Origin of the sequence: Stieleria neptunia (assembly GCF_007754155.1) — a bacterium.
Lineage (GTDB): Bacteria > Planctomycetota > Planctomycetia > Pirellulales > Pirellulaceae > Stieleria > Stieleria neptunia.
Genome location: NZ_CP037423.1, coordinates 290,793 through 315,373, shown reverse-complemented (window position 1 = coordinate 315,373; position 24,581 = coordinate 290,793). Strand labels below are relative to the sequence as shown.

Annotated in this window: 18 protein-coding genes; 14 read left to right on the top strand and 4 right to left on the bottom strand. The window is 61.3% G+C overall.

Annotated elements, in window-relative coordinates; all coding sequences use genetic code 11:
- The first annotated feature begins 26 nt into the window (after positions 1–26).
- Complete coding sequence (locus Enr13x_RS01200) at positions 27–1,493, top strand: DUF7133 domain-containing protein (protein WP_145384329.1); 1,467 nt, start codon at positions 27–29, stop codon at positions 1,491–1,493.
- A gap of 85 nt (positions 1,494–1,578) precedes the next feature.
- On the opposite strand, the gene Enr13x_RS01195 is transcribed toward Enr13x_RS01200, so the two are convergent.
- Both Enr13x_RS01195 and Enr13x_RS01190 read right to left on the bottom strand, forming a co-directional pair.
- Positions 1,579–2,151, bottom strand: coding sequence for an RNA polymerase sigma factor (locus Enr13x_RS01195; RefSeq protein WP_231744033.1), 573 nt, complete (start codon positions 2,149–2,151; stop codon positions 1,579–1,581).
- Positions 2,152–2,379: 228 nt separating this feature from the next.
- Positions 2,380–4,350: a redoxin domain-containing protein gene (locus Enr13x_RS01190; RefSeq protein ID WP_145384328.1), complete on the bottom strand. Its 1,971-nt coding sequence runs from the start codon at positions 4,348–4,350 to the stop codon at positions 2,380–2,382.
- A gap of 107 nt (positions 4,351–4,457) precedes the next feature.
- On the opposite strand from Enr13x_RS01190, the gene Enr13x_RS01185 reads away from it, so the two are divergent.
- Entirely contained in the window at positions 4,458–5,384 is a 927-nt protein-coding gene (locus Enr13x_RS01185) for a fructosamine kinase family protein (protein ID WP_145384327.1), read from the top strand.
- 497 nt (positions 5,385–5,881) lie between these two features.
- Here Enr13x_RS01185 and aroB read toward each other — a convergent pair whose 3' ends face one another.
- Complete coding sequence (aroB, locus tag Enr13x_RS01180) at positions 5,882–6,997, bottom strand: 3-dehydroquinate synthase (protein WP_145384326.1); 1,116 nt, start codon at positions 6,995–6,997, stop codon at positions 5,882–5,884.
- Positions 6,998–7,071: 74 nt separating this feature from the next.
- On the opposite strand from aroB, the gene Enr13x_RS01175 reads away from it, so the two are divergent.
- The 8 genes from Enr13x_RS01175 (at position 7,072) to Enr13x_RS01140 (ending at position 19,210) form a co-directional block, all read left to right on the top strand.
- Entirely contained in the window at positions 7,072–7,680 is a 609-nt protein-coding gene (locus Enr13x_RS01175; protein WP_145384325.1) for a hypothetical protein, read from the top strand.
- A gap of 223 nt (positions 7,681–7,903) precedes the next feature.
- Entirely contained in the window at positions 7,904–9,538 is a 1,635-nt protein-coding gene (locus Enr13x_RS01170) for a prenyltransferase/squalene oxidase repeat-containing protein (protein ID WP_231744032.1), read from the top strand.
- 85 nt (positions 9,539–9,623) lie between these two features.
- A complete protein-coding gene (gene guaB, locus Enr13x_RS01165) occupies positions 9,624–11,108 on the top strand; it encodes an IMP dehydrogenase (protein WP_145384324.1) in 1,485 nt (494 codons plus the stop codon).
- A 34-nt stretch (positions 11,109–11,142) separates the two neighbouring features.
- Positions 11,143–12,930 carry a hypothetical protein gene (locus Enr13x_RS01160; protein WP_145384323.1) on the top strand — a complete coding sequence of 596 codons (1,788 nt, stop codon included), beginning with the start codon at positions 11,143–11,145 and terminating at the stop codon, positions 12,928–12,930.
- A 52-nt stretch (positions 12,931–12,982) separates the two neighbouring features.
- Positions 12,983–13,492 (top strand): tRNA (adenosine(37)-N6)-threonylcarbamoyltransferase complex ATPase subunit type 1 TsaE, encoded by a 510-nt coding sequence (gene tsaE, locus Enr13x_RS01155; protein WP_145384322.1) that lies wholly within the window; start codon positions 12,983–12,985, stop codon positions 13,490–13,492.
- 336 nt (positions 13,493–13,828) lie between these two features.
- Positions 13,829–14,956, top strand: a complete 1,128-nt coding sequence (locus Enr13x_RS01150) for an aminoglycoside phosphotransferase family protein (RefSeq protein ID WP_145384321.1) — start codon at positions 13,829–13,831, stop codon at positions 14,954–14,956.
- 80 nt (positions 14,957–15,036) lie between these two features.
- The gene (locus Enr13x_RS01145; RefSeq protein ID WP_197455691.1) at positions 15,037–17,808 is read left to right on the top strand and encodes a protein-disulfide reductase DsbD family protein; all 2,772 of its coding nucleotides are present in this window, start codon (positions 15,037–15,039) and stop codon (positions 17,806–17,808) included.
- A gap of 10 nt (positions 17,809–17,818) precedes the next feature.
- Positions 17,819–19,210 (top strand): tRNA modification GTPase, encoded by a 1,392-nt coding sequence (locus tag Enr13x_RS01140; RefSeq protein WP_145384319.1) that lies wholly within the window; start codon positions 17,819–17,821, stop codon positions 19,208–19,210.
- Positions 19,211–19,493: 283 nt separating this feature from the next.
- Here the strand turns inward: Enr13x_RS01140 and Enr13x_RS01135 are convergent, their stop codons facing one another.
- Entirely contained in the window at positions 19,494–20,027 is a 534-nt protein-coding gene (locus tag Enr13x_RS01135) for a DinB family protein (RefSeq protein WP_231744031.1), read from the bottom strand.
- Between the two features lie 120 nt (positions 20,028–20,147).
- Here Enr13x_RS01135 and Enr13x_RS01130 point away from each other — a divergent pair, with 120 nt between their 5' ends.
- From Enr13x_RS01130 to Enr13x_RS01115, 4 genes are all read left to right on the top strand, one after another.
- Positions 20,148–21,020 (top strand): glucuronyl esterase domain-containing protein, encoded by an 873-nt coding sequence (locus tag Enr13x_RS01130; RefSeq protein WP_145384318.1) that lies wholly within the window; start codon positions 20,148–20,150, stop codon positions 21,018–21,020.
- Between the two features lie 84 nt (positions 21,021–21,104).
- A complete protein-coding gene (locus tag Enr13x_RS01125) occupies positions 21,105–22,115 on the top strand; it encodes a mechanosensitive ion channel family protein (RefSeq protein WP_145384317.1) in 1,011 nt (336 codons plus the stop codon).
- A gap of 123 nt (positions 22,116–22,238) precedes the next feature.
- Positions 22,239–23,195, top strand: a complete 957-nt coding sequence (locus Enr13x_RS01120; protein ID WP_197455690.1) for a zinc dependent phospholipase C family protein — start codon at positions 22,239–22,241, stop codon at positions 23,193–23,195.
- A 71-nt stretch (positions 23,196–23,266) separates the two neighbouring features.
- On the top strand, positions 23,267–24,508 hold the full coding sequence (locus Enr13x_RS01115; protein WP_145384315.1) for a Glu/Leu/Phe/Val family dehydrogenase: 1,242 nt from the start codon (positions 23,267–23,269) through the stop codon (positions 24,506–24,508).
- Positions 24,509–24,581 lie beyond the last annotated feature (73 nt).

Sequence of the window (24,581 nt, the reverse complement as noted above, 5' to 3'; positions counted from 1 at the left end):
ACCATGCTCTCCGTGAAGTGCTCTCCATGAAGTCTCCCCTTCCGATCGCCATCGTGGCCGTGCTGTCGGTCGCGACGATCACGTCGGCGCAATCGGCCAAAGAATCCGATTACTACACCATCACGACCTTCGAAACGCCCGTCGGTGAAGTCATCGAGGCCTGTGGTTTCCAATGGATGCCCGACGGTTCGATGGCGGTTTGCAGCCGCCGCGGCGACATCTTTCGCATCGCCGACCCGCTCGCGGAAACGGTCGGCCCGGATCAGTTTTCGTTCTTCGCCCGCGGGTTGCATGAACCGCTCAGCTTGGCCTGGCGCGAGGGCTGGCTGTACGCGACCCAACGCTGTGAAGTCACTCGGATGCGCGATGAAAACGGCGACGGGGCGGCGGACGTTTTTGAAACGGTCGCCGACGGTTGGGGCGTGTCCACCGATTACCACGAATACGCCTTCGGATCCAAATTCGACAAAGACGGCAACATGGCTGTCACACTTTGCTTGACCGGATCGTTCAACAGCGACGTTCCCTTTCGCGGCTGGGCGATGAAGATCACGCCGGACGGCAAAACGCTGCCGATGACCAGCGGTGTGCGATCCCCTGCCGGCATCGCTGCCGACGCCCAGGGACGCTGGTACTACACCGACAACCAGGGTCCGTGGAACGGAACCTGTGCCTTGAAACCGCTACGGCAAGGAAAATTCGTCGGCCACCCCGGTGGGTTGAAATGGTACGCCGATGCCGAATCGACGATGGGCCCGAAACCGGTCGAGCCGGAAAGCGGTTCGCGACTGCACATCGAAGCCGATCGGATCGCCGAGCTGGACATGCCGACGGTGCTGTTTCCGTACAACAAGATGGGAAAGAGCGCCTCGGGCATCGCCTGCGACACGACCGGCGGCAAGTTCGGCCCGTTCCAGAACCAGCTGTTCGTCGCCGACCAATCGGCCAGCACCATCATGCGGGTGTTTTTGGAAGAGGTCGACGGACACGTGCAAGGCGTTTGTTTTCCGTTTCGTTCCGGGTTCGCGTCGGGGAACGTGGGAGTCGAAATGACGCCTGATGGTTCGCTGTTCGTCGGCGGAACCAACCGCGGCTGGGGATCGGTCGGGCCGCGGCCGTTTGCCATCGAGCGGTTGGACTGGACGGGAAAGACGCCCTTCGAAATCCTCGCCATCCGCTTGCAACCCGATGGCTTTGAACTCGAATTCACTCAGCCGGTGGACCCCGGTTCGGTGATCGATCCGGCAACCTATCAACTGCAGACCTACACGTACGAGTACCGTTCGCAATACGGCAGTCCCGAGGTCGACCACACACAACCGACGATTCGATCGGCAACCGTTTCGGAAGACCGCAGGAAGGTGCGCCTGGTCGTCGACGGGCTGCAACGCGGACACGTCCACGAGTTTCTGTGCGACAAGATCAAAAACGCCGACGGTCAACCACTGCTGCATCCCCAGGCGTATTACACGGCCAGCTATTTGGTGAAGTAGCGGGCAAAAAGTGGGATAGGCTTCCAGCCTGTCGATTTCGAAACGACAGGCTGGAAGCCTATCCCACCTTGCCTCCGATCGACACCTAGCCACCCTTTTCGATCGACTCGATCGCGAGCTTCAATTGGCGTCGCGCCCGGCTGAGGCGACTGCGGACGGTCCCGATGGAGATCTCCAAGATCTCGGCGATCTCTTCGTAGGCGAACTCATCCATCTCGCGCAGCACCAAGATCTTTTGATGCTCTTCGGTCAGGGTGTCGATCGCGCGGCGGACCAGGGACACGCGTTCGTCACGCAGCATTGCCTCGTCGACGCCTTCGTCATCGCCGCCCATTTCCATCCCGCTTTCTTCACGAAGCTGATCGAGCGAGACGCGCGCTTTCTTTTTTCGCCGCAGTGTCAACGCGCTGTTGAACGCGATCCGATAGACCCACGTGAAGAACTGGCTGTTGCGTTGGAACGTGTCCAGTTTGACGAACGCCCGAATGAACGCCTCTTGCGACGCCTCTTCGGCCTCTTCGGGCGAACCGGTCACCTGCAACATCGAAGCAAACAAGCGGTCTTGGTTCTGACGCACCAATTCGGCAAATGCCGAACGGTCACCTGCGAGTGCCCGATCGATCAACTCGGACTCTTGAAATGCTCGCTGAACGCCCAATCGGCCGATTCCACTTTTCGTTGCTGCTGAACCCAGGATCGTTTGGCCGCTGACGACAAGCGGCCCAAGAGAATTGTAAACGCCCGGACCGCGCCTGTGATCCGCCCCCCCGACGGGAATAAGTTTTCCGGATGTTCCGCCGCCCACGACGCTGCAAGATGACCGATCGTCCAGCGAGGATTGCCATTTCGCCAGAATCGGTGGATCGTCAAGAACAGACCAACGCAATCACTTCGTTTCGGCTTCTTGACGGGTCAGGATTCCATCGCCGTCGGCGTCCAATTCCTCAAACACCTTGTGCAGATTGCGCGGCGTTTGTGCCTTGGTCAGCTTTCCATCCTTGTCGCGGTCGATGCGATCAAACGTCGCCAAACGAATGGCGCGCTGGACCGCCGCCCGACGAAGCTCGGCTTGAGTGGGGCCGGACACGTCGCCGGCGCGTGGGACGGACAGATGATAGTAGCCGATCATCATTTCGTCCCACGTCTGATCCCCCCAAGTCACCGTCGCCGTCGGGTCGGGATTGTTCAGGTTGCCTTCACTGTTGTCGAACACCGCGCGACACAGCATGCGGTCGCCTTCCTTCAGCGGCAGGGGCTGCTGGAGCACATAGGTCGTTTGCCAATTGAAGTCGTACTGCGGGATCGACAACACACGCTCGCCGGTGGATTCGATCGCATACTCAAACGATTTGCCACGGACGTGCATGTGGGGACTCAGACTCAACAATTTCGCCCCGGCCGGAAATCTGGGGCTCGCTGCGGCAACCGGGTGATCTGCCTTTCCCGGCGGAATCGCGAACCGGGTCTGGACCGCACTGGTCGTCACGATCTCGTGTGTGACCGTTGCGTCATCCTTGACACAGATCCCCAGTTCACTTTGATCGTGCGCGACCGTTCCGATCGGCGTGTAATGCACTTGAAAGATCAACTCGCTGCCGGCGGGAATGCGTTTGGCGTGACCGGCCGGCCAGGGTTCGACGCGAGCGCCGGGAACGTATCCGACCAAAAATCCCCGGGCGCCATCCAGCCCGCGGCGTTGTCCTTTGGGGACGGCAAACGCCAGGATGTGGTGCACGACACTGCGGTTACCCGGCTTCAATTCAGCCGCTTCGATCCAGACGTCACGGTCCAGTTTCGGATCGACGCGAAAGTACTGGTAACGCACGGCGCCCTCGGCGGGAACCTCGAACGGTTGGGGGCTGATGTTGAAGACCAAGTCGGGTTCGCGCGGCAATTGCCAGAGAGCCACCTTCGCCGGCGGCACCGGCAGATCGCTCAAGTCACCGGCCGGTGCGCCGGCCTCGGCCCAATCATAGAGCCGTTGTTTTTCTTCGTCGCTCATCTGCCTGGCGTTGGCAAAGTGACCGTGGTCGGGGTCCGCGTGCCAGGGCGGCATCCGTTGATCGCGCACGACTTCGGCGATCATGTCCGCCCATCCGGCGACCTCTTCATAGTCGGTCAACGCAAACGGAGCGATCTCGCCCTCGCGATGGCACTCGACACAGTGGCGATTCAGGATCGCCGCCACCTGACCGCCATAGGTCACCGACGCATCACTGTGAACCGTCTTTTTCCGGCCGATGATGCAGCCCACCGCCTCGGTCGTGGGAACCGAAACCGGTTTCCCGTCGATCAACTCATCCAGCGCGGTGCGGAGATCATGGCGACGCGGTTCGTCGCGGACGTAGCCGATGCCATATTGATCGTCGACACGGCCGCGATACTGAAGCCGCCGCTTGGCATCAAACACGTACACTTCCGGCGTCCGTTTGGCGGCCAGCTGGTCGGCCAATCGCCCGCCGGCGTCTCTGACGATCGGAAACGTCAGGTTCTGTCGCTGGGCGAACGAGCCGATCTCCAACAGTGAATCGTGCCGGTTGCTCATCACGCCGAGGATCCGAACACCGGCCTCGGAAAGCTCGTCGTGCATCGATTGCAAACGCACGGCGTAGAGCTTGGCCAACGGACATTCGGTGCCCAGAAAGGCGACGACCAGGATTGAATCGGATTCAAAATCCTGCAGCTGCCACCGCCGGCCGCGGTAGTCATCCAGATCGATGCGCGTCAACTGGGTGCCGAACGCGGAAACGGCCACGGGCTCGGCCGCCGCCGCGGGTGCGATCCACGATCCGACGAACAGGCCGATACACGAGGCGGCCGACACGATCAGGTTTACATTCAGTTGAGGTCGCTGCATCTTTATTCGGGAATGGCGTTTCAGGGGCGGTTCTGGCGTCCTTGTTAGAATACCGATCAGGACACCGTCAGGTTTCATTCTTTTTTTGGAAACCTCCAGCTCGCACCATGCTTTCAAACTCCCTCCCCCAATTGCTGGACGTGCCGCTGGAGGTGGTCGATCAACGGCCGCTCGGTGGCGGTTGCATCAGCGAGGCGTCGGTCGTGACGATTCGTTGTGACGACGTGAAAGCTTGGGAAAAATTTTCCGATCACGGGCCGCCCGAACCGCCGACCCGGCTTGTGATCAAACGCAACTCGGCGGATATGGTTTCGAATTTTCGCTGTGAATCCCGCGGATTGCAGGCATTAGCCGACGCCAACGTGATCCGCGTGCCGCAAGTGTTCGCCGTCGATGTCGTCGGCGATCAAGCATTTTTGGCGATGGAATTCATCCCCACCGATCCATCGGGACCGTCGCCGGAACGATTTTCCGATTTTGGGCGGCAGCTGGCCAGACTGCATCGAGCCACCGCGGGCGAACGTTTCGGATGGCCCGAAGACAATTATCTCGGGTCGGCGAAGCAGCCCAACGGGGCCTGTGATTCGTGGGCCGAATTTGTGGCGACGCGGCGGATCGGTTTTCAGATCCGCTGGGCCACCGACCAGGGGCTTGCCGATGCGCGTTTGAAATCCGACTGCGATCGAATCATCGCCCGGATGGACGACCTGTTGGCCGGGCGCGGCGACGAATGCTCGCTGCTGCACGGTGACTTGTGGAGCGGGAACTACCTGTTTGAAGATGCGGGGCAACCGGTGTTGATCGACCCGGCGGTGTACCGCGGATGCCGCGAGGCCGAATGGGGCATGATCAAATGGTTTGGCAACTGCCCTGGCGAATTCGAGCAGGCGTACGAAGACGAGTGGCCGATGGCGGACGGTTGGCGGCGGCGGGTGGCGATCTACCTGCTGTACCACCAGCTGAACCATTTGAATCTATTCGGGTCGTCTTATGCGAATGCCTGCCGGCAGACGGCGAGAGAGGTTTTAAGGTAACGGTCCCAATGGCACGGGCAGGAGTGTTGGTGTGCAGGCCGTCGAGACTTTCGCGAGCCGCCGGCCCTCTCCGGCGTTTGCTTGCTGCGCAAACGCCGTCTTTCCCAGAGGGGGTTCTTCGTGGATTTTAATGGCTAATCACTCAGGACCCAGGTTTTTTGAGGCATTGCTGCGATGTCCGAATGGGTGTTGGACGACAACCGCTCGGTTCAAACGCCCCTCCGGCGACGCGGGCCGGTGGAGGGCAACAAGCACCTTCGCCGCATCGCAGACCAGGTGATTCCGAGGCGGGTTGCTCCTCCGCAGAGCCCGTCTCCGCTACAGCTGGCTTCGCCATCAGACCGAACAGAACCATCGGACATCGCAGTCATCCCTCAAAAAACCTTCCCCGAGTATCCGAGAGCAGCCACTAAAATCCGCGAAGAACCCCCAGAGGGAGAGAAACTGAATCGGTTGCCAAATCCTGCAGTAAAAAAATCGACGTCCCTGCAACTCGTTTAGCGATGTGCCCGGATCGCCGTTTCGACTTCGGCGGGATCGACGTCGCCGACCAGTTCGACGTGTCCGATCTTGGTCGGCAGAATGAACCGCAACTTGCCGTGGGCCACCTTTTTGTCGCGCATCATCACCGGCAGCATGGCTGCGGCGTCGGCGGCGGGGAACGTGATCGGCAACCGACAAGCTTGCAACAACTGTGTTTGACGTTCCAGCACGCCGGGGTCGCAAAGGTCCAATTGGATCGCAAGCGACGCGGCCATTTGCATTCCGATCGAGACGGCTTCTCCGTGCAGCAAGGTTCCATAACCGGCTGTGGCCTCGATGGCGTGGGCGAAGGTGTGTCCGTAATTCAAGATCGCCCGTCGGCCGCTGGTTTCGCGTTCGTCTTCACCGACCACGCGTGCCTTGGACAGACAACTTTGCCGGATCGCGTACCGCAACACCTCGGGATCTCGTTCGACCAGCGCGGCCGCGTTGGATTCCAGATCGTCGAAGAATGCGGCGTCATCGATCACGCCATACTTGATGACTTCGGCCAGTCCGCTCAGGTAACTGCGGTCGGGCAAGGTCTTCATCGCCAGCGTGTCGATCCAAACCAGTTCGGGTTGCCAGAACGCGCCGACCATGTTCTTTGCGCCCGACAGGTTGATCCCCGTCTTGCCGCCCACGCTGCTGTCGACCATCGCCAACAAGGTCGTGGGGACTTGCACGAAACGGATGCCGCGGGCGAAGGAAGCGGCGACGAATCCCGCCAGATCTCCGATCACTCCGCCGCCGACGGCGATCACCACGCTGCGTCGGTCCGCGCCCCGCTCAAGCATCCAATCGAGCAGTTCCTGGTACTGGGCGATCGACTTACTGGGCTCGCCCGAAGGCACCGACGCGATGTCCACACGCAGGGTGTCGCTGCGGATTTGGGCGGCCACGGCCTCCGCCCAGGGCTCGACGGCGGCGTCATGGATCAGCAGCGCGTGACTGGTCTGACCGAGTGTTTTTTCCAGCGCAGCGGCAATCCGCCCGGTTGCCCCTGTGGAAATGTGAATTGGATAACTACGATCACCCAAGTCGACTAAAACGGTGCTTTCATCCCGATCGGTGGCAAGGTCTGGTTTCATGGTGTTGTCATCCAAGTGGACTCGGTGAGCGATTCGATTTCGATCTCCCCTCTCATTTCCCGGCAGTTTAACCGATGACCTCTGCAACCGACGACCACAGCGACCCACACGCCGACAAGTTCAACGACCCCCGCGTCGAGTACACGCGGCGGGGGATCCTGCTCGGCGTCGGCGTCGTGCTGTTCGGGATCGCCGGGGCCGCACTGAGCATCTGGGCACGGCGGACACGGCTGGAGCAGAGCCCGCAATTTTGGGGGCCCGAGGTGATCGAAGCCTTTCAACTGGCGGCGGAAATCCATCTGATTTCCCAGCCGGAGCAACCGCCATCGGAAATCCAACCGGTGCGTTTGACCGGCATGCCGGGGCTCGGCCACCTCCGACACCTGCTGCTCGATGACCGCAGCTACATCTGGGAATCCGTGCGGGACGAACCGATCCGATCGCGTCTGACCCAGTCGACGTGCATGACGCTGTGGTTCTCCGACCCCGAGGCGAAACGGTTTCCCGATGCCAAGGTCGTCATCGATTTGGACCAGGGCTGGATCGGAAAACAAGACGGAACCCAGCAAGTTCAGCTCGCCGAACGCTTTCGCAATGCGCTGCCGGCCTTTCTGAAACGGATCGCCGACTTCGAGCCGCTGCGGGTGGAGATGCGAGAAAAAGAACGCTCCGGCGACGAATAGCCCCCCCATCGAGCGGACCAATTCGCTGGCCCAACCCGTTCAGGCGATGCATCGGGCACGAACCGACCGTGGGTACAATGTCGCAGGGTTTGCGTTTGCAGAATGTGGATTTCCACTGTGCTGGATTATCCCTCTTTCGCTTATACTTTAGGGCAGACAGCCGGCTATCTCTGGCCGCTGTGATCCCGAGTTCTTCTCCCGTACGACTTCAGGAAATGCTTTCGTGAGCACTGCAGCCAATCCCGATAAGGCATTAGGCGACGCCGACGCGCAGAACCCGAAAACGGACGAGAGCGCGATCACCGATGCGGTGTTGAATGCGGATCTGGTCGACGCGGAGGAAGCCGAGGACGAGGAGGAAGCGGCCGGAACCCAGCACCGGTTCTTGTTTTTCCAAGCGATGCCCGCCTGGGCCGTGAGCACGTTGGTCCACGCGTTGATCCTGTTGATCCTGGGCTTGGTCTCGATCGCCGATCCGATCCAGATCGTCAACGTGTTGACGGCCTCCAGCGGCGGTGACGACGGGCCGGAGATCGAAGAACTGTCGATCGAGGAATTCGATCCCGGCGAGATCGAAGAGGCCGAAGAAGAAACCGAGGAAGTGGAAATCACCGACCCGGTGGAGATGGTCGAACCGGTCGCGATGGAAGTGCCCATGATGGACATCGCCGCGGTGCCGTTGGACATGAGCGATTTTGCCGCCGACATGGCGCCGGCCGCGGCGACGCTGCAGTCGATGACATCGATGAGCATGAAGCCGATGGGCAGCCGAAGCTCCGAGATGAAAGAGAAACTGCTCCGCAAGTATGGCGGCACCGACAGCAGTGAAGCGGCCGTGACCGAAGCGCTCAAGTGGTTCTCACGACACCAGATCAAAAGCGGCCCGACCGCGGGGGCCTGGACCTTCCAACACGAACTGGTCTGTCGCGGCGCCTGCGGCAATGGCTGCACCAAGCCCAGCCGCGCCAAACAACTCAACGCCGCCACCTCGCTCGCACTGCTGCCCTTCATGGGAGCCGGCCAGACGCACCTGCAAGGCGAATTCAAGAACGTCGTGATGGGCGGATTGAAGTTTCTGATTCAAAACGGCAAACCCGGCAAAGAGAATGGTCTGCCGTATATCGATTACACCGGCGGCGGCAACATGTACGACCACGGATTGGCCGCGATCACGTTGTGCGAAGCCTACGCGATGACCGGCGACCCCGACCTGGCCGGCCCGGCACAAGCGGCGCTCAACTTCATCGCCCTGGCGCAGTGCCGTGACGGCGGCTGGCGCTACGGAAAACGAGACTCCAGCGGCGGTGACACCTCGGTCGTCGGCTGGCAAGTGATGGCGCTCAAGAGCGGGCACATGGGACACCTGATGATCGCGCCCAACGTGATCCAGGGCTCGACGCTGTTCCTCGATCGCGTCTCCAGTGACGGCGGCTCGATCTACGGCTACAACAAACCCTCAGCCTCGCCGCGACCGGCGACCACCGCCGTCGGACTGCTGTGTCGCATGTACACCGGTTGGGACAAGAACCATCCCGGGATCAAGAAGGGCGTCAAGCATCTGACCAAAATCGGCGTCAGAAAACCCGACCTGTATTACAACTACTACGCCGCTCAGGTGCTCCGCCACCACGGCGGAAAGGAGTGGGACAAGTTCAACGCCGAGCTGCGGGATTGGCTGGTCGAAACCCAGGATCAATCCAAGGGCGCCAAGGGGAGCTGGTATTTCAACGGGGCCCCCCACATGAGCGAAGCCGGCCGATTGTGCCTGACCTCGTTCGCCACGATGATCCTGGAAGTCTACTACCGGCACATGCCGCTGTACGCCGAAGCCGCTGCGGAAGAAGAATTTCCGCTCTAGTTTGGCGACTTCCGCAACTGATGCGTCTTCGTCATACTGCCAAGCTTTTCCCGTTTCCCAGCTTCGCTCGGTCAGGACGTTTGGCATGTTTGAAGACAAAATCAGCTACTCCGGAGTCACCTTCGATGACGTCCTGCTGGAACCCCGTTACAGCGACGTCGTGCCCAGCGAAGTCGACGTCAGCAGCCAACTGACGCAGCGGATTCGTCTGCAAATCCCGCTGCTGTCGTCCCCGATGGACACCGTCACCGAAGCCGAAATGGCGATCGGACTGGCCAAAGAAGGCGGGTTGGGCATCATTCACAAAAACCTCTCCACCGAAGCGCAGACCAAAGAAGTCTTGAAGGTCAAGCGATCGGCCAACGGCATCATCGTCGACCCCGTCACCCTCCAACCGGGTGAAAAGGTCAGCCGGGCCGCCGAGCTGATGGACCAGGCCAACGTCTCGGGCATTCCCATCGTGGACCAGGACCGCAAGCTGGCCGGAATCCTGACCCGCCGCGACCTACGCTTCCTAGAAGACCCAGATCTCCCGATTTCCGAAGTCATGACCCGTGAGAATCTGGTGACGGGGACGGGGAATGTAACGCTTGAGGAAGCTGAGCGAATTTTAACGGCAAAAAGAGTCGAGAAACTTTTGCTGATTGACGAAGATAGAAAACTAACGGGCCTGATCACCATCCGCGACATCGACATGATGAAGCGTTTTCCCCGTGCCTGTAAGGATCCGCAAGGCAGATTGCGGGTCGGAGCGGCAATCGGGGTGGGTGATTTGGAGCGTGCCGAGGAACTGATCCGACAAGGCGTAGACTTGTTGGTCGTCGATTCGGCTCACGGCCACAGTAAAAACGTGGTCGAGACGGTCAAAGAGATTAAGGCACAGACCGGCTGGGACATCGATGTGATCGCGGGGAACGTCGCGACCGCAGAGGGGGCCCAGGCACTGATTGATGCCGGTGCGGACGCGATCAAGGTCGGAATCGGCCCCGGGTCGATCTGCACCACGCGTGTGATCAGCGGCGTCGGCGTGCCCCAAGTCTCCGCGATTTTGAGGGCGACCGCGGTCGCCAAGCAGAAAAACATACCTGTCATCGCCGACGGCGGCGTTCGCTTCAGCGGTGACATTACCAAGGCAATCGTTGCCGGGGCCAACACCGTGATGATCGGCAGCTTGTTTGCCGGACTGAGCGAAAGCCCCGGGAAAGTCATCCTGTACCAAGGTCGTACCTTCAAAACGTACCGTGGCATGGGATCGATGGGAGCGATGGTCAAGGGCAGCAGCGATCGATATCGCCAGAGCGGAGTCCAGGCCGGAAAACTGGTCCCCGAAGGCGTCGAAGGCCGTGTGCCCTACAAAGGTCCGCTCAGCGATTACGTCTACCAACTGGTCGGCGGGTTGCGATCGGGCATGGGATATTTAGGAACCAGGACGATCGACGAATTGAAACGCGATGGACGATTCATTCGCGTTTCCGCAGCGACGGTTAGGGAGAACCACCCGCATGACATTGCGATCACTCAAGAAGCGCCCAACTACAGCCCTGACGTCCACTCGACGGACCAGAATTAGGCGAAGCCTGACCCGGCATACCCTGGTCGCGGCCGTGACTTGCCTGTCGGTCGCAGCCTGGGGCCCGGCCGACGTCCAGGCCCAACAACCGGCCCAATCACCGGCCTCGACCACCACCCCGGGTTGGAACCTGCGGTGGCGCAAGAGTTCAAAACTCACTCCCCCGCCGGCACCCGCCGCGTCACAGCACGCCGCCCAACAGGACGTGTTCGCAATGCCGCCACGGCCGCATCATGCGGTCGCCCCCGCCGGCCATCTCGCACCCAGCCCCTCCTCGGCCCCGGTCCAAGCGACCGCTGCCGGCCGAGTCGCCCAGGTCGCCCACCACCAGCCGAATGCCAATCCGATGCGGGCGGACCAACCCAACGCCTTTGCACACGCCGCCGCCGCGCGGTCGATCCGGCAAGCCCAATACACGGCGCCGAACAACGCTGCCTCGATCAGTGGTTCTGCCCCGCTCAATGGTTCTGCCCCGGTCGGAAACTACCGTCGCCCCCCGACCGGATCGTCGGCCGCACCGGAGCGGCTCGCACAGGCCAACGATTTTTTCAACAACCCCTTCGCGGAAGGTCTCAACGCGCCCGCCCAATCAGCATCGACGCCCCGACGGGCCGCCGCCCCACAGCGCCGCTCGGCGGCGACAGCCCGGCTGGCGCTCGCACCGGCAACCCAAGCGACCGGCGACGGCCCGGCGCCCGGGTTCAGCCTCCCCGATCTGCCGGCGGCCGAACCGCCCGCGGGCGGACTGACACCGCCGGCGATCGAGCAACTGCCGCCCAACGCGCTGCGTGGATCGGAGGCCGACGCACAGACCCTACCCGCGCCCAGCCTACCCGCTCCCAACCCACAGTCGCCGGGCCAAGATTCGTCGATGCGAGACCTGCTGAGCGATCCCAATGAACAAATCGGGGACGCTGACGAACCGGCCATCCCCGCACCCTCCATCGCCCCCCCGCCCCAGGATGCGATCGAGACTCCATCGGACCGACAAACCGATTCCCCGTCGGACAGGGGTGGCGCAGAACCTGGCATCACCGAGAATCCGTTCGACCAGAACCGAGCCGAACGCGAACAAAACGATCGCGAGGGTCTGGCGCCCCAGGCCAGACAGCCCGGCGACACCTCGATGCTGAAAGCCAACCAGCTCTCCTGCGAAGACTTTCGGGCCCGCATCGCGCGGGAAACCATTGACAAGATCTCACTGGATCCCAGCCCGCCGTTTCGCCCCGATCTGTTTGATCCGGAAGACTACCAGCGGCAACGTGAGAAATTCGAAAGCCGCCAATCCGTTCGCCCGTGGAGCAGTATTGAAGGACGTGTGATCGCCACCGGACGGTTCGTCGAACTGGCCTACGAAAAGGTGATCATCGAAACTGAAAACGGCGGCAAACAAGAACTGCCGGTCGAGCGACTCAGCGAAGGTGACCTCGGTTACCTGTCGGAAAACTGGGGACTGCCCAAAGAATGTTTGATCGAGCAAGTCGCTTACACGCCGCGTGCGTGGTCACCGCTGACGATGACTTGGAAAGCATCGAATCTGTGCAGCAAGCCACGTTACTTTGAACAGGTCAATTTGGAACGATACGGACACACCGCCGGCCCCTTGTTGCAGCCGGTCGTCTCCTCGGCCCACTTCTTCGCCAACATCGCCGTGCTGCCGTATAAGATGGGAATCCATCCGCCGAACGAATGCCAATATGCGTTGGGCTATTATCGACCGGGCAACTGCGCACCGTGGATCGTCCCACCGGTACCGATCAGTGCACGCGGTGCGTTGGTCCAAGGCGCCGCGATGACCGGGGCGTTCTGGTTGATCCCCTGATCCCAATCGTTTCCGACAAAGTGGGAGAGGCTTCCAGCCTGTCAATTTAAACATGCCAACCCGAACGCTCCACAACATCGACCTTCAACGGCTCCACCAATTGGCCGGCCAGCTGACGCGACATTTTCCCGCCCAGCTGGTCATCGGGTTGGTCGGCACGCTCGGGGCGGGAAAGACGACGTTGACCCAAGCCCTTGCCGGGGCGATGGGCGTCGATCCCGAAGACGTCACCAGTCCCACGTTCACGCTGCTATGCAGCTACCAGGCAAAACTTGCCGCCGGACCGATTCGGCTGCATCACCTCGACGCGTATCGGCTGAGCGACGAAGACGAGTTTTTGGAATTGGGCGTGGAAGAATTGTTCGATTTCAAAGACAGCTGGGTTCTGATCGAGTGGGCCGATCGCGTCGAAGCCGTGCTGCCGCCGGAAACACTTTGGATCCACATCGATGTCGCCCCCTCGGACGCCGACGCCGCGCCGCACCGATTGATCACGCTGACCACCCAAAACACGGAACTCGAACGCCCGCTCGATGCACTCGCCGATGCGATGTCGCGGTAGTAGCAAGCCGCGAGTTCTATGCTTCTATGCCATCGACTTTGGCATTGAAGGAGTTAGCGGAACGGCGCGAGCGGGCTGTCGATTTAGTCGGGATCTGCTGAGTCAATGGTGAGCCGCTGGCCGTAAGGCCTCGGGCAGCGTCGCAGTGCCCGGCCGCTTACGCGTCGCGGCTCACAAAATGGACAGCCCGCGAGCCGTCCGGTCGGGCTTCAAAAACATCGTGAAAGACCGGAGGGCTCGCGCCCTACCGCTAACAATCAACACACCGCTTGACGTCAAACGAGATGGCGTTGGGCGCGAGCCCTCCGGTCGCCGCACCCTCCAACCCATTCGACGATGATCCCTGCAGAGATTCGAAGCGGTTTGCAACGACAGGGTGTGACATCGATCACGCCGCTGCCGCCCGGCTTCAGCGGCGCGCGGGTGTTTCGTTGCAGCGGATCCGAAACGCTGGTGCTGCGCTGCTGGCCCGATGGCACCGCCGTGGAACGCGTCCACGAAATCCACTCGGTCGTCTCGGCAGTCGCATCCACGCTCGAGTTGCTACCTCAATACAAACCGATCGATCCCCACGGCTCGTCGTTGGCCAATGCGTCGCTAGCAAATGCGTCACTGGCGATCGACGCCGCGGGACGAATCTGGGAACTGGCGACATGGATGCCCGGACAGCCGCTTGAGGATGACGCACCGCTGCGGTCGATCGGCGAGGGTGCCGTGGCGATTGCCCATTTGCATGATGCGTTGGGGCGATTGGGCCGCTGGCATCAACCCGCCCCCGCGATCGCCGAGCGGCTGCAGCGTCTCGCCTGGCTGAACCAGCATCTGCCCGGTTGCCTGGCGACGGATCTGGATGGCCGGGTTCACCCCAGCGTGGCCGCCGCCCTGGTCCGGGCCTGTCGGTTGCTGCAACAACGCTGGCCGACGACGGCCCCACGATTGACCCGCGCCCTGACGCCGCTGGCCGACCAGGAGTTTCCCCTGCAGTACGTTCTCAGGGACATTCACCGCGAGCACATGCTGTTTTCAGCGGAAAAAGTCGTCGGAATCATTGATTTCGACGCCCTGCGGGTCGACACCGTTGCGGTCGACCTGGCCCGCTGGGCGACGAGTTTTTCACAGTTTCGCATTGCCCCGGCGCAGACCATCGATCGAATCTTGGCGGATTACCGGCCCACAACGCCATTGTTCAGGCAGTCGGCCTCCCGCCAGTTCGACGCCGCATCGGCTGCGGACCCGACGTCCGGCATCCCAGGGTCAGGTCTCCCAAAGTCAGGCATCCCAGAGCTTGATGCTCCAGAGTTTCGTACACTGGTACTGACGCTCGCCGAGACCTCACTCTGGATCAGCTTGGCAAATTGGGTCGTCTGGCTCGTCGGCGAGTCGAGACAATTCCCTGATTTGCAGCTTGTGTCTCGGCGGCTGGACCGATTAATCGAATCAGTTGATGGACCAACGAAACGTTGACGTTTTTTAGCCGCCACAAGTAAACTCGTGGGGGCGATCACCGTGACGATACGATCACTATGAAAAGAAATCATCCCTATATGACCACGACGTCTTTGGACAGAGCCTCCCGGGCGGCTTCGCTCACCACCGCTGCGTCGGGTGTGGCTGCGCTTCGTGCGGCGGTGCTTGGTGTCGCCGTCTTGGGTGCGGCACTGCTCGGTCTCGTCCCGGCGGGTCAACCGAGTGCGTTCGCCCAAGGCACCTTTGATGCATCGGCGCTGGACCAGTCCGGTGACGTCTTCGGCGGCATCAGTTTTGGCGGGCTGACCGATGCCCAGCAAGACCCGGTCAGTTGGACGGCCAGCTATGTCACCGACGGTCAGCGGGGACGACTGGACATCGAAGCGACGGTGGGTCGTGCGTGGCACATCTATTCAACCACCCAACCGCCCGGCGGTCCGTTGGCGACCAAGTTTTCGATCGCGTCTCCCCAGACGGTATCGATTGCCGGCAAGTTCAAACCCGATGAACCGCCGACGAAAAGCGTCTCGGATGTGTACCCGGGTGTGACGATCGAAGAACACGAAGGCGTCGTCCGCTGGTCGGCTCCGATCAAGATCCCCGCCGGGTTCCAAGACCCGATCAAGGTCGACGTCAACGCGTTGGTGTGTCAGACCAGCGGGTCGTGTTTACCGGCCAACGAAACCCTGACCGCCACCTTCGCCGGACCGGACAAGACGTCCGTCGAACCAGGCGGCGACGCGGCAAAATCATTTGTGGCGAACCCCGTTGCGGCGGAAACGGCTGCCAAGTTGCTGGCCGCCCCGGACGCCAAGCCGACCACGTTTCGTGACGGAGACTACGACGTCACTTGGACCGCCGGCGTGTCCTCGTCGGTCGTCGCAGGCGAGCGTGGCCAGTTGGTCTTTCGCGCCACCCCCGAAGCCGACTTCCATGTCTACCAGGGCGTCGTCGATGATTCCGAATCGTCGACCAACTTTGTCGTCACCGAAAAGAGCGGCTTGTTGGTCGGTTCCCCCAAAGCCAACCAGCCGATCATTTCCAAGTCGCTGTTCCCCTCCATCCCGGGCGTGCCCGACACGCCACCGGTCAAGTACTACAAGGGCCAAGTGACTTGGTCGCTGCCGATCAAAGTCCCCGCGGGGACGGCGCCGGGCGACTATCCGATCCAAGGCTATGTCTGCTATCAAGCATGCACCGACAAAAGTTGTCTGCGACCGATGGCGTTCGAATTTAGCGCGGTCGTGAAGGTTGCCGCCGAAGCCGACGCGACGCTCGGTCCGTTGGAGATCAAGTCCGCCAAGTTTGTCACCGCAATCGATCAGGCGGCGGAAACGAAGTGGGTCGACGACTTGGACAAAGTCGCGGAGGAACCGACGGCTGGGCAACCCGGCGTCAACATCACGGCACCCGACAACGCGATCCCCGACGCACCCGCGACGCAGCCGGCCGATCCGGTCGCCCAAACCCAACCGACCGAAAATGCCGATCCGAATGCGGTCGCAACGGCCGGCGACATCCCGAAAGCATCGCTCCCCTTCATTTTGCTGTTGGCACTCTGTGGCGGGTTCATCTTGAACTTCATGCCCTGCGTCTTGCCGGTCATCGGGATCAAGGTGTTGAGCTTCGTTCAACAGGCCGGCGAAGACCGCCGCCGCGTCGCGCTGTTGAACTTCGCTTATGTCGCGGGCATCATGACCGTGTTCGCCGGCCTGGCCGTGCTGGCGGTGGTCTTTTCGTTCGGCTGGGGCCAACAGTTCGCTTACTTCCCGGTGCGAATGGGATTGACGGTGATGATCTTCGCCCTGGCGCTGTCGTACCTGGGTGTTTGGGAATTGCCGACACCGGGGCTGGCGACCGGTAAATCGTCAGAAAACCTGCAGAGCAAAGAAGGGTTGAGCGGCGCGTTCTTCACCGGAACCTTCGCCACGATCTTGGCGACGCCGTGCAGTGGCCCGTTCCTCGGCGTCGCGCTGGGATACACGATCTATCTCAATTCCGTCGAATCGGCGCTCGTCATCATGACGGTCGGCCTGGGCATGTCGCTGCCCTACATCCTGCTGGGATTGTTTCCGTCGCTGGTCGGTTTTCTGCCCAAGCCGGGGAACTGGATGGTGACGCTGAAAGAGTTCTTGGCGTTCCTGTTCTTGGGAACCGTCGCCTACTTCTTCAACCAATTCAGCGATGAGCAAAAATTGGCGGTCTTTGTGACACTGATCGGCGTCTGGTTCGGCTGCTGGGTGATCGGAAAAGTCCCGCCGTGGCAAACGATTGAAAAACGATTGCAAGGCTGGACCCTCGGCATCGCCAGCGCCGTTGCGATCGGCTGGTTCGGGTTCGCGTACCTGGAACGCAACCCGGCTCCGACGATCGGCCCCGGTGAAGTCCAGTACGTCGCCGACGACCACGTCCGCTGGGAAAAGTTCGACGAAGAACGGCTTCAGGAACACCAGGCGGCCGGCCGCACCGTGATGCTCGACTTCACCGCGGCCTGGTGCCCCAACTGTATTTTGAACACCCAGATCGCACTGGACACCCAGCCGACGAGCGAGTTGCTCGACGAGCTGGATGCGGTTCCGATGCTGGCCGACATGACCGATCTGCCCGAAGACATCGTCGAAAAGCTGGAAAAGGAATTCGGCAGCAAATCGATCCCGTTGTTGGCGATCTATCCGGGAACCGCGCCGGAAAAGCCGATCGTGCTGCGTGATATCGTGACACAATCGATGGTTCTCGATGCGTTGAAGCAGGCCGGCCCCAGCATGGGGGCATCGATGGCGTCGCGTTCGTCGGGCCAAGCCGCGCGCTTGACATCCAAGCCGGATCCCGCGGTCACTTCCAGTCACTGATCGCCTGGCAATGGGATTCACCGGCGCTATCGAGACCGAGGACACGATTGTCGCGATCGGATCCTCCACCACACCGGCCCCCCGCGGCGCCGTTCGGTTCTCGGGCGTGCAGGCGATGGAGATCGCGCGACAACTGGGCATCGAGCCGACGAGCGATCGATCCGCACATTGCGTCGACGGCACGATCGCCTTGGACCATCCGCTCGGCGAGATCCCCGTCCGCGCGTTGGTCTGGCCGACGGCGCGGAGCTACACCGGTCAACCGTCGCTGGAAATCCACACCTTCGGTTCGATGCCGATTCTGGGCGCGATCGTCTGGCGTGCCATCGAATTGGGTGCTCGTGCGGCGCGGCCGGGTGAGTTCACCTTGCGCGCCTTCCTGGCAGGCCGGCTCGATTTGACGCAAGCCGAAGCGGTCTTGGGAGTGATCGAAGCCGAAGGACGAGGGTCGCTCGATCATGCACTACGCCAGCTGGCCGGCAACCTTTCGCGACCGATGGAATTCATGCGGAGCCAATTGTTGGACCTGTTGGCCGACGTCGAAGCCGGACTGGATTTCGTCGACGAAGACATTCAATTCATCAGCGATGACGACCTGGTCGCACGGCTGGATTCGATCCGATCCACGCTGGCCACGACGCGGGAACAATTGACACAGCGAACACGGGACAAGTCGCAATGGATCATCGCCTTGCGCGGGTTACCCAACGCGGGCAAAAGTCGACTGCTGAACGTCCTGGCCGGTCATGACGCCGCGATCGTCGCCGATCAAGCCGGCACCACGCGCGACGTGGTTTCCGTGCCGATGCAGTGGGACGACCACAACGTGGTGCTGGTCGACACCGCCGGGATCGAAACCGCCGACGGCGATTCGTCCCTGGAACAGATTTCGCATCAGGCTCAACTGCAAGCGCACCGCGCCGGCCGCGACGCCGACATCCGGCTGTGGTGTGTCGATCACACATCGTCCGATTGGCAGGCGACGTGCCGCGCGATGCGACAGCTCGCCGACGAAAAACGACGCCCGGCGATCGATCTGTGGGTGGCCACGAAATGCGATTGCTCGGGTGAACAAGATCTGCCGGATCCATGGATCCGCACCAGCGCGTTGACCGGCGCCGGGATTGAATCGCTACGGCAGCAAATCACCGCTGCGATCGAATCCCTGGATACCTCCGAGGGTGTTTCGATCCTGGGAACCGCGGCCCGCTGCACGGGCAGCCTGCGCGCGGCCGAGACGGCGATTGCATCGGCCATCGGCTACGTCGGCGGCGGAGACGGCCATGAATACGTTTCGTCCGAACTCCGTCTGGCGGCCTCCGCGTTAGGTGAAGTGACCGGAGCGGTTTACACCGATGACATCTTGGACCGTGTCTTCAGCCGATTTTGCATCGGAAAGTAAGCTCATCACGCCCTCGTCGGCGTGTCCGGTTGGTATCGCGGTGACGCGTTTCGTTCACATGTTTGGCGAGGTTTTAGCGGCAGGGCGCGAGCCCTCCGGTTCCTCACCACACCGGATGGCTCGCGGGCTGTCGATTTAGTCGGGTTCTGCTGAGTGAATGGTGAGCCGCTGGCCGTAAGGCCTCGGGCTTTCGTCGCAGTGCCCGGCCGCTTACGCGTCGCGGCTCACAAAACCGACAGCCCGCTCGCTCCGTTCCGCTGGCAAGTCGTGCGGACGTGCGACCCTACGCCGGCCCCAAGCCCATCATCCGTCGCCAGGCACTGAACTGGCCCATGTGCAAGGTGACATGACCGCCTAAATAAAAGGCGTGCGCCGCGCCGATGGTCGGAAACTTGCCCCGCATCGCTTCGTTGGGGTTCTCGCCGACGAACTGATCGTCGGTGGCTTGCTCGACGGCATCGATCGCTTTTTCGTAACCGCTGCGAAACGCCGCGACGACTTCGTCCATGCTCGGGTACAGCGTCCCGTCGGGATCATCGACGCACTTGGCATCCTTGCTAAACACCTTCTGAAAGGTCTCCGTCGGCTGGATCGCCGACGCATCCCCGCCCAGTTCGCTGACGACTCGCGAGGGGTACAAACTGAGGTGACCGAGGATGAAGCAGGGGTGATTGGACTCGATCACGCGGCCATCCGCGGTCGCAAATCTCGCGAATTGGTCGGCGCTGACATCGGTCAGCATTCGTTCGGCATAACCGAGTCCGAGTCGTGCCGAAGCTGAAATCACGTTCCCGATCAGATGGTTTGCTTGGTTCATTGGGGATCTTCATGTTTTGGGGATAGAAACCGTCCATGACGCCGACGAGACGTTCTACAATCTCGGGCCGAGATTCACCATGGGCGATTGAAGCACGCACTTTTTTGGAGGCTGATTGAAATGTATAGGTTCACCGTCCCACATTTCTTGATCGCTTGTTGTTGGATGTTCATCTTGCCCTGCGGTCCGTCCGCCAGGTCGGTGAGCGGGTTTGAACCCAATTATGACGAGTCAAAAATTCCGGATTACACGCTACCGGATCCGTTGGCGACCATCTATTACGGTGACATCGATCCGGACTTCGACGACGGGTTCCAAAACGGCATCCATGGCACGCTCGGTGATCAAGTCGCCCACGTCGCGCCGGAATCGCGTTGGGGCAGCATCGCGGCCTGGGCCTTTGGGCTCAGTCGCGGACTCGATTGTCTGGAAGCCGAGACCGATCTGGGCATCGATGCCAGCAGGGTCGCCGTGCTCGGTCATTCACGTCTGGGGAAAACCGCGTTGTGGGCCGGCGCTTCGGACCCGCGTTTTGCGATGGTCATCAGCAACAATTCCGGCTGCGGCGGCGCCGCGCTGTCGCGACGTGCGATCGGTGAAACGGTGGGACGCATCAACACGTCGTTCCCGCATTGGTTCTGTGACCAGTTCACCCGGTACAACGAAAACGAAGCCGCCTGTCCGGTCGACCAGCATCAGTTGATCGCCTTGATCGCGCCGCGTCCGGTTTACGTGGCCAGTGCGACCGAGGATCAATGGGCCGATCCCAAGGGCGAATTCCTGGCGGCCGCGGCGGCCGATCCGGTCTACCGTCTGCTGGGCACCGACGGCATGGGCGGTGACGCACCGCCGGCCAAGATGCCCGCCGCCGAACAACCGATTGCCAGCGGCGCGATCGGTTATCACTTGCGATCCGGCAAACACGCCGTGACCGACTACGACTGGCAGCAATACCTGGACTTCGCCGATCGGCACTTGAAAAACGGTCATTGAAAAACGGCACTTTACGCGGGCCGCGCAAATTTCGTATAGCCGGCTCGAACAGGACTTTCTCTCGCCATTCAAGGATGAATCGCGATGTTGCTGGCAGAAGCAATCATTCCGACGACAGAAACACCATCGGGCGACACGACGAACGAATCGTCGCTGGACGGTGTGCTCAGCCAAATGCTCAACGGTGAATTCCAGGGCCTGAGCGAGTACCTCCGATTGACCGTGATTCCCAATCTGGTTCCAGCTTGCTTCGGATTGGCCGTCATTTTCTGCGGCTACTTCGTCGCCAAGTACTTGTCGCGAATCATCAGTCGGCCGATCCGCGAGCGGATCGACGAGACGTTCGGCCGGTTCGTGGGCACCGCTATTTTCTACAGCGTGATGCTCAGTCTGATCGCCGCGGTGGCCAGCAAACTAGGTGCACCGCTGGGCGGGATGGCAGCCATTTTGGCGGCCGCCGGCTTCGCGATCGGCTTAGCGTTTCAAGGCACGCTCAGCAACTTTGCCGCCGGCGTCTTGATGATTGTCTTTCGTCCCTTCAAAGTCGGCGACGTCGTCAACATCGCCGGCGTGTCGGGCAAGGTCAACGAAATCGACCTGTTCACCACCACGCTGGACACCCCCGACAATCGACGACTGATCATCCCCAACAGCTCGATCAGCGGCGCCACGATCGAAAACATCAGCTTCCACGCCCATCGCCGCGTCGAGGTGGTCGTCGGAGTCGACTATGACGCGAACATCGATGCAACCCGACACGCCTTGCAAGCCGCCGCCGACGTGTATCAGCACGAGACGATTCATGGCGAAGGCCGCGGCACCGCTGTCATCCTCGGCAACCTCGGCGACAGCGCCGTGGAGTGGAAAGTCCGCATGTGGGTCAAGTCGGCCGACTATTGGAAACTGACCGAATCCTTGACGGCGGAAATCAAACGGCAACTCGACGCGGTCGGCATCGGGATTCCCTATCCACAGATGGACATTCACCTCAACCGCATCGACGCGGCCGACACGCAAGAGACCGACCGACATGTTCCCACGCGTCCGCGGATGCGACCGGCACGTCGTGACGGCAGCCTGCCCTACGCGTCTTAGCCCTTCGTCAACTTTTAAACTTAGGGTGCCGCGAAAAAGGGTCAGGTACCAAAAATGCGAAGCACCCTGCGGGCCATTTGGTTTTTGGTACCTGACCCCTTTTCCGCTCGCGGTGCCAACGCCATGACCAATCGATTGCACGCGATCATTCGCCGCACGCACTGCCTGGGCACGCATCATCGATTCGCGATCGATGCGCTACCGATGATCCGCTCCGAGGCCGGCAAACGGTTCACCGCTTGGCTGCTGTACTACCACCGATCGTTCCTGCGTGGCGCGATCGATCCCGACATCCGCTTTCGCGACTACCAGAATCACATTCTGCATGTTCGCGACGGCGATTGGGGCGGCGCCCCACGGGTTGCCCATCAGTGGTACAACCGCTTGCAAAAATACCTCCGGGCGGAACGCTTCCGCGATGCGGCTCATGCGGCCGGGGTGCTGTCACACTACATCACCGACATGGCCCAGCCCCTGCACACGACCAGCAACGAACGGGAGGCGTTGATCCACCGGCCGTTGGAATGGAGTGTTGATCAGTCCTATGATCGCATCCGACAAAAATGGCATGACGACCAGATCAACGCCGTGATTCAACTCGCCGACGGCCCCGGTTGGCTGGGTTCGCTGATGATGCATCTGGCGCATCATGCCAACGGGCATTCCGATCGGCTGATCCGGCACTATCGTTTTCACGACGGCGTGCGAGACCCCTGCCAGGGGCTCGACGAACACACCGTCACGTCTCTGGCGGAACTCTTCTGTTTGGCGATCACCGCGGTCAGCCTGGTCCTGGATCGGGCGGCCGAGGAGGCCGAATCGTACACCGGATACCCGATCCCGGAATGCCGCTGCGGGTGGGCACTGATCGGCGCGACGCTCCGAGCCCCGATCGCGGTTTGGAAAAAACGGGTCAGGCGGCACGTGCAGTCGCGGTCGGTCCGGGCGCTGGCCGAAGAGTATTTTAAGACCGGAAGCCTTTCCCAGTGGCTTCCCGCCGAAGTCGACATCAAGCGGCGTGTGATCGCGATCCGCCAAGACGAAAAACGTCGCAAGCAGGCCCGCCGTGCCGCGGCCTGACTCGGCAACACGCTCCAACCCAAGCTACACTTGATGCGCATCCCCTTCATCACACCATCCGGGCGATCACGATGAGAGCTTTCGAGGCCACCCGCCGATTTTTTCACACCGCAGCCGAGCATCTTGATCTGAACGCCCAAGCGCGCGAAGCGATGCTGATGGCGTCACGGGAAGTCCGGGTCCAAGTTTCCATTGAACGCGATGACGGCTCCCTGGCGACGTTTGTCGGGTTCCGCGTCCAGCACGACAACAGCCGGGGTCCGATGAAAGGCGGCTTGCGGTATCACCCCGAAGTCAATTTGGACGAGACGCGGTCGCTGGCGAGCCTGATGACGTGGAAAACCGCCGTCGTCAATCTTCCCTACGGCGGCGCCAAGGGCGGGATCGGCGTGGACCCCCGATCGTTGTCGCAGCGTGAGATGGAACGGCTGACGCGGGTGTTTGTCGATCAAATCCATGACATCGTCGGCCCCGACACCGATATCCCCGCACCCGACATGGGCACCGATCATCGCGTGATGGCCTGGTTTCGCAACCAATGGGAAAAGTATCACGGGTTCAACCCCGCCGTGATCACCGGTAAACCGGTCGAAGAATACGGCGCCAAGGGCCGCGAAGAAGCGACCGGCCGCGGCGTCGGCACGTTGACGGTCAAGCTGACCAAGCGGCTGGGCATGAAACCCGAAGCGACCAGCATCGCCATCCAAGGGTTCGGAAACGTCGGATCCCATGCGGCAAAGTTCTTGTCCGAAGCACAATTCCCCGTCATCGCGATCAGCGACATCACCGGAACGTACTACCGCAAAGAAGGTTTGGATATCGCCGCCGCACTCCATCACAAACTGCAACATCCCTACGGGCTGCTGGAAGGATTCACCGAATGCGAGGTCTTGCCGACCGATGCGCTGCTGACCCTGCCAAACGTCGACATCCTGATTCCCGCGGCGCTCGGCGGCGTGATCACCGAAAAGAATGCCAAACAGATCTCTGCCAAGGCGATCATTGAAGCCGCCAACGGCCCCGTCGATCCCGACGCTGACAGGATTCTGCATGACCACGGCGTCACCATCTTGCCCGACATCCTGGCCAACGCCGGCGGCGTGACCGTCAGCTATTTTGAATGGGTCCAGAACCGACAGCACTATCGCTGGACCCTGGACCGCGTCCGCCAAGAACTGGATCGCACGCTCTCAGAAGCTTTTGAACACGTTTGGCAAAACGCACACGAGCGAGACCTTTCACTCCGCACGGCGGCCTACATGATCGGCATCACCCGCGTCCGACGGGCCAGCGAACTGGCGGGACTGACGTAGGTCACGCTGGGCGTGACGCAGGGCATGCACAGCATGCCCTACCAAACTGTGAAGCATTTTTTAGCGGCAGGGC

Excerpts from the sequence above, each read along its gene's own strand:
- Enr13x_RS01200 (WP_145384329.1), top strand. The coding sequence starts at position 27 with ATGAAGTCTCCCCTTCCGATCGCCATCGTGGCCGTGCTGTCGGTCGCG.
- Enr13x_RS01190 (WP_145384328.1), bottom strand. The coding sequence starts at position 4,350 with ATGCAGCGACCTCAACTGAATGTAAACCTGATCGTGTCGGCCGCCTCG.
- Enr13x_RS01185 (WP_145384327.1), top strand. The coding sequence starts at position 4,458 with ATGCTTTCAAACTCCCTCCCCCAATTGCTGGACGTGCCGCTGGAGGTG.
- aroB (WP_145384326.1), bottom strand. The coding sequence starts at position 6,997 with ATGAAACCAGACCTTGCCACCGATCGGGATGAAAGCACCGTTTTAGTC.
- Enr13x_RS01175 (WP_145384325.1), top strand. The coding sequence starts at position 7,072 with ATGACCTCTGCAACCGACGACCACAGCGACCCACACGCCGACAAGTTC.
- guaB (WP_145384324.1), top strand. The coding sequence starts at position 9,624 with ATGTTTGAAGACAAAATCAGCTACTCCGGAGTCACCTTCGATGACGTC.
- tsaE (WP_145384322.1), top strand. The coding sequence starts at position 12,983 with ATGCCAACCCGAACGCTCCACAACATCGACCTTCAACGGCTCCACCAA.
- Enr13x_RS01150 (WP_145384321.1), top strand. The coding sequence starts at position 13,829 with ATGATCCCTGCAGAGATTCGAAGCGGTTTGCAACGACAGGGTGTGACA.
- Enr13x_RS01145 (WP_197455691.1), top strand. The coding sequence starts at position 15,037 with ATGACCACGACGTCTTTGGACAGAGCCTCCCGGGCGGCTTCGCTCACC.
- Enr13x_RS01140 (WP_145384319.1), top strand. The coding sequence starts at position 17,819 with ATGGGATTCACCGGCGCTATCGAGACCGAGGACACGATTGTCGCGATC.
- Enr13x_RS01135 (WP_231744031.1), bottom strand. The coding sequence starts at position 20,027 with ATGAACCAAGCAAACCATCTGATCGGGAACGTGATTTCAGCTTCGGCA.
- Enr13x_RS01130 (WP_145384318.1), top strand. The coding sequence starts at position 20,148 with ATGTATAGGTTCACCGTCCCACATTTCTTGATCGCTTGTTGTTGGATG.
- Enr13x_RS01125 (WP_145384317.1), top strand. The coding sequence starts at position 21,105 with ATGTTGCTGGCAGAAGCAATCATTCCGACGACAGAAACACCATCGGGC.
- Enr13x_RS01120 (WP_197455690.1), top strand. The coding sequence starts at position 22,239 with ATGACCAATCGATTGCACGCGATCATTCGCCGCACGCACTGCCTGGGC.
- Enr13x_RS01115 (WP_145384315.1), top strand. The coding sequence starts at position 23,267 with ATGAGAGCTTTCGAGGCCACCCGCCGATTTTTTCACACCGCAGCCGAG.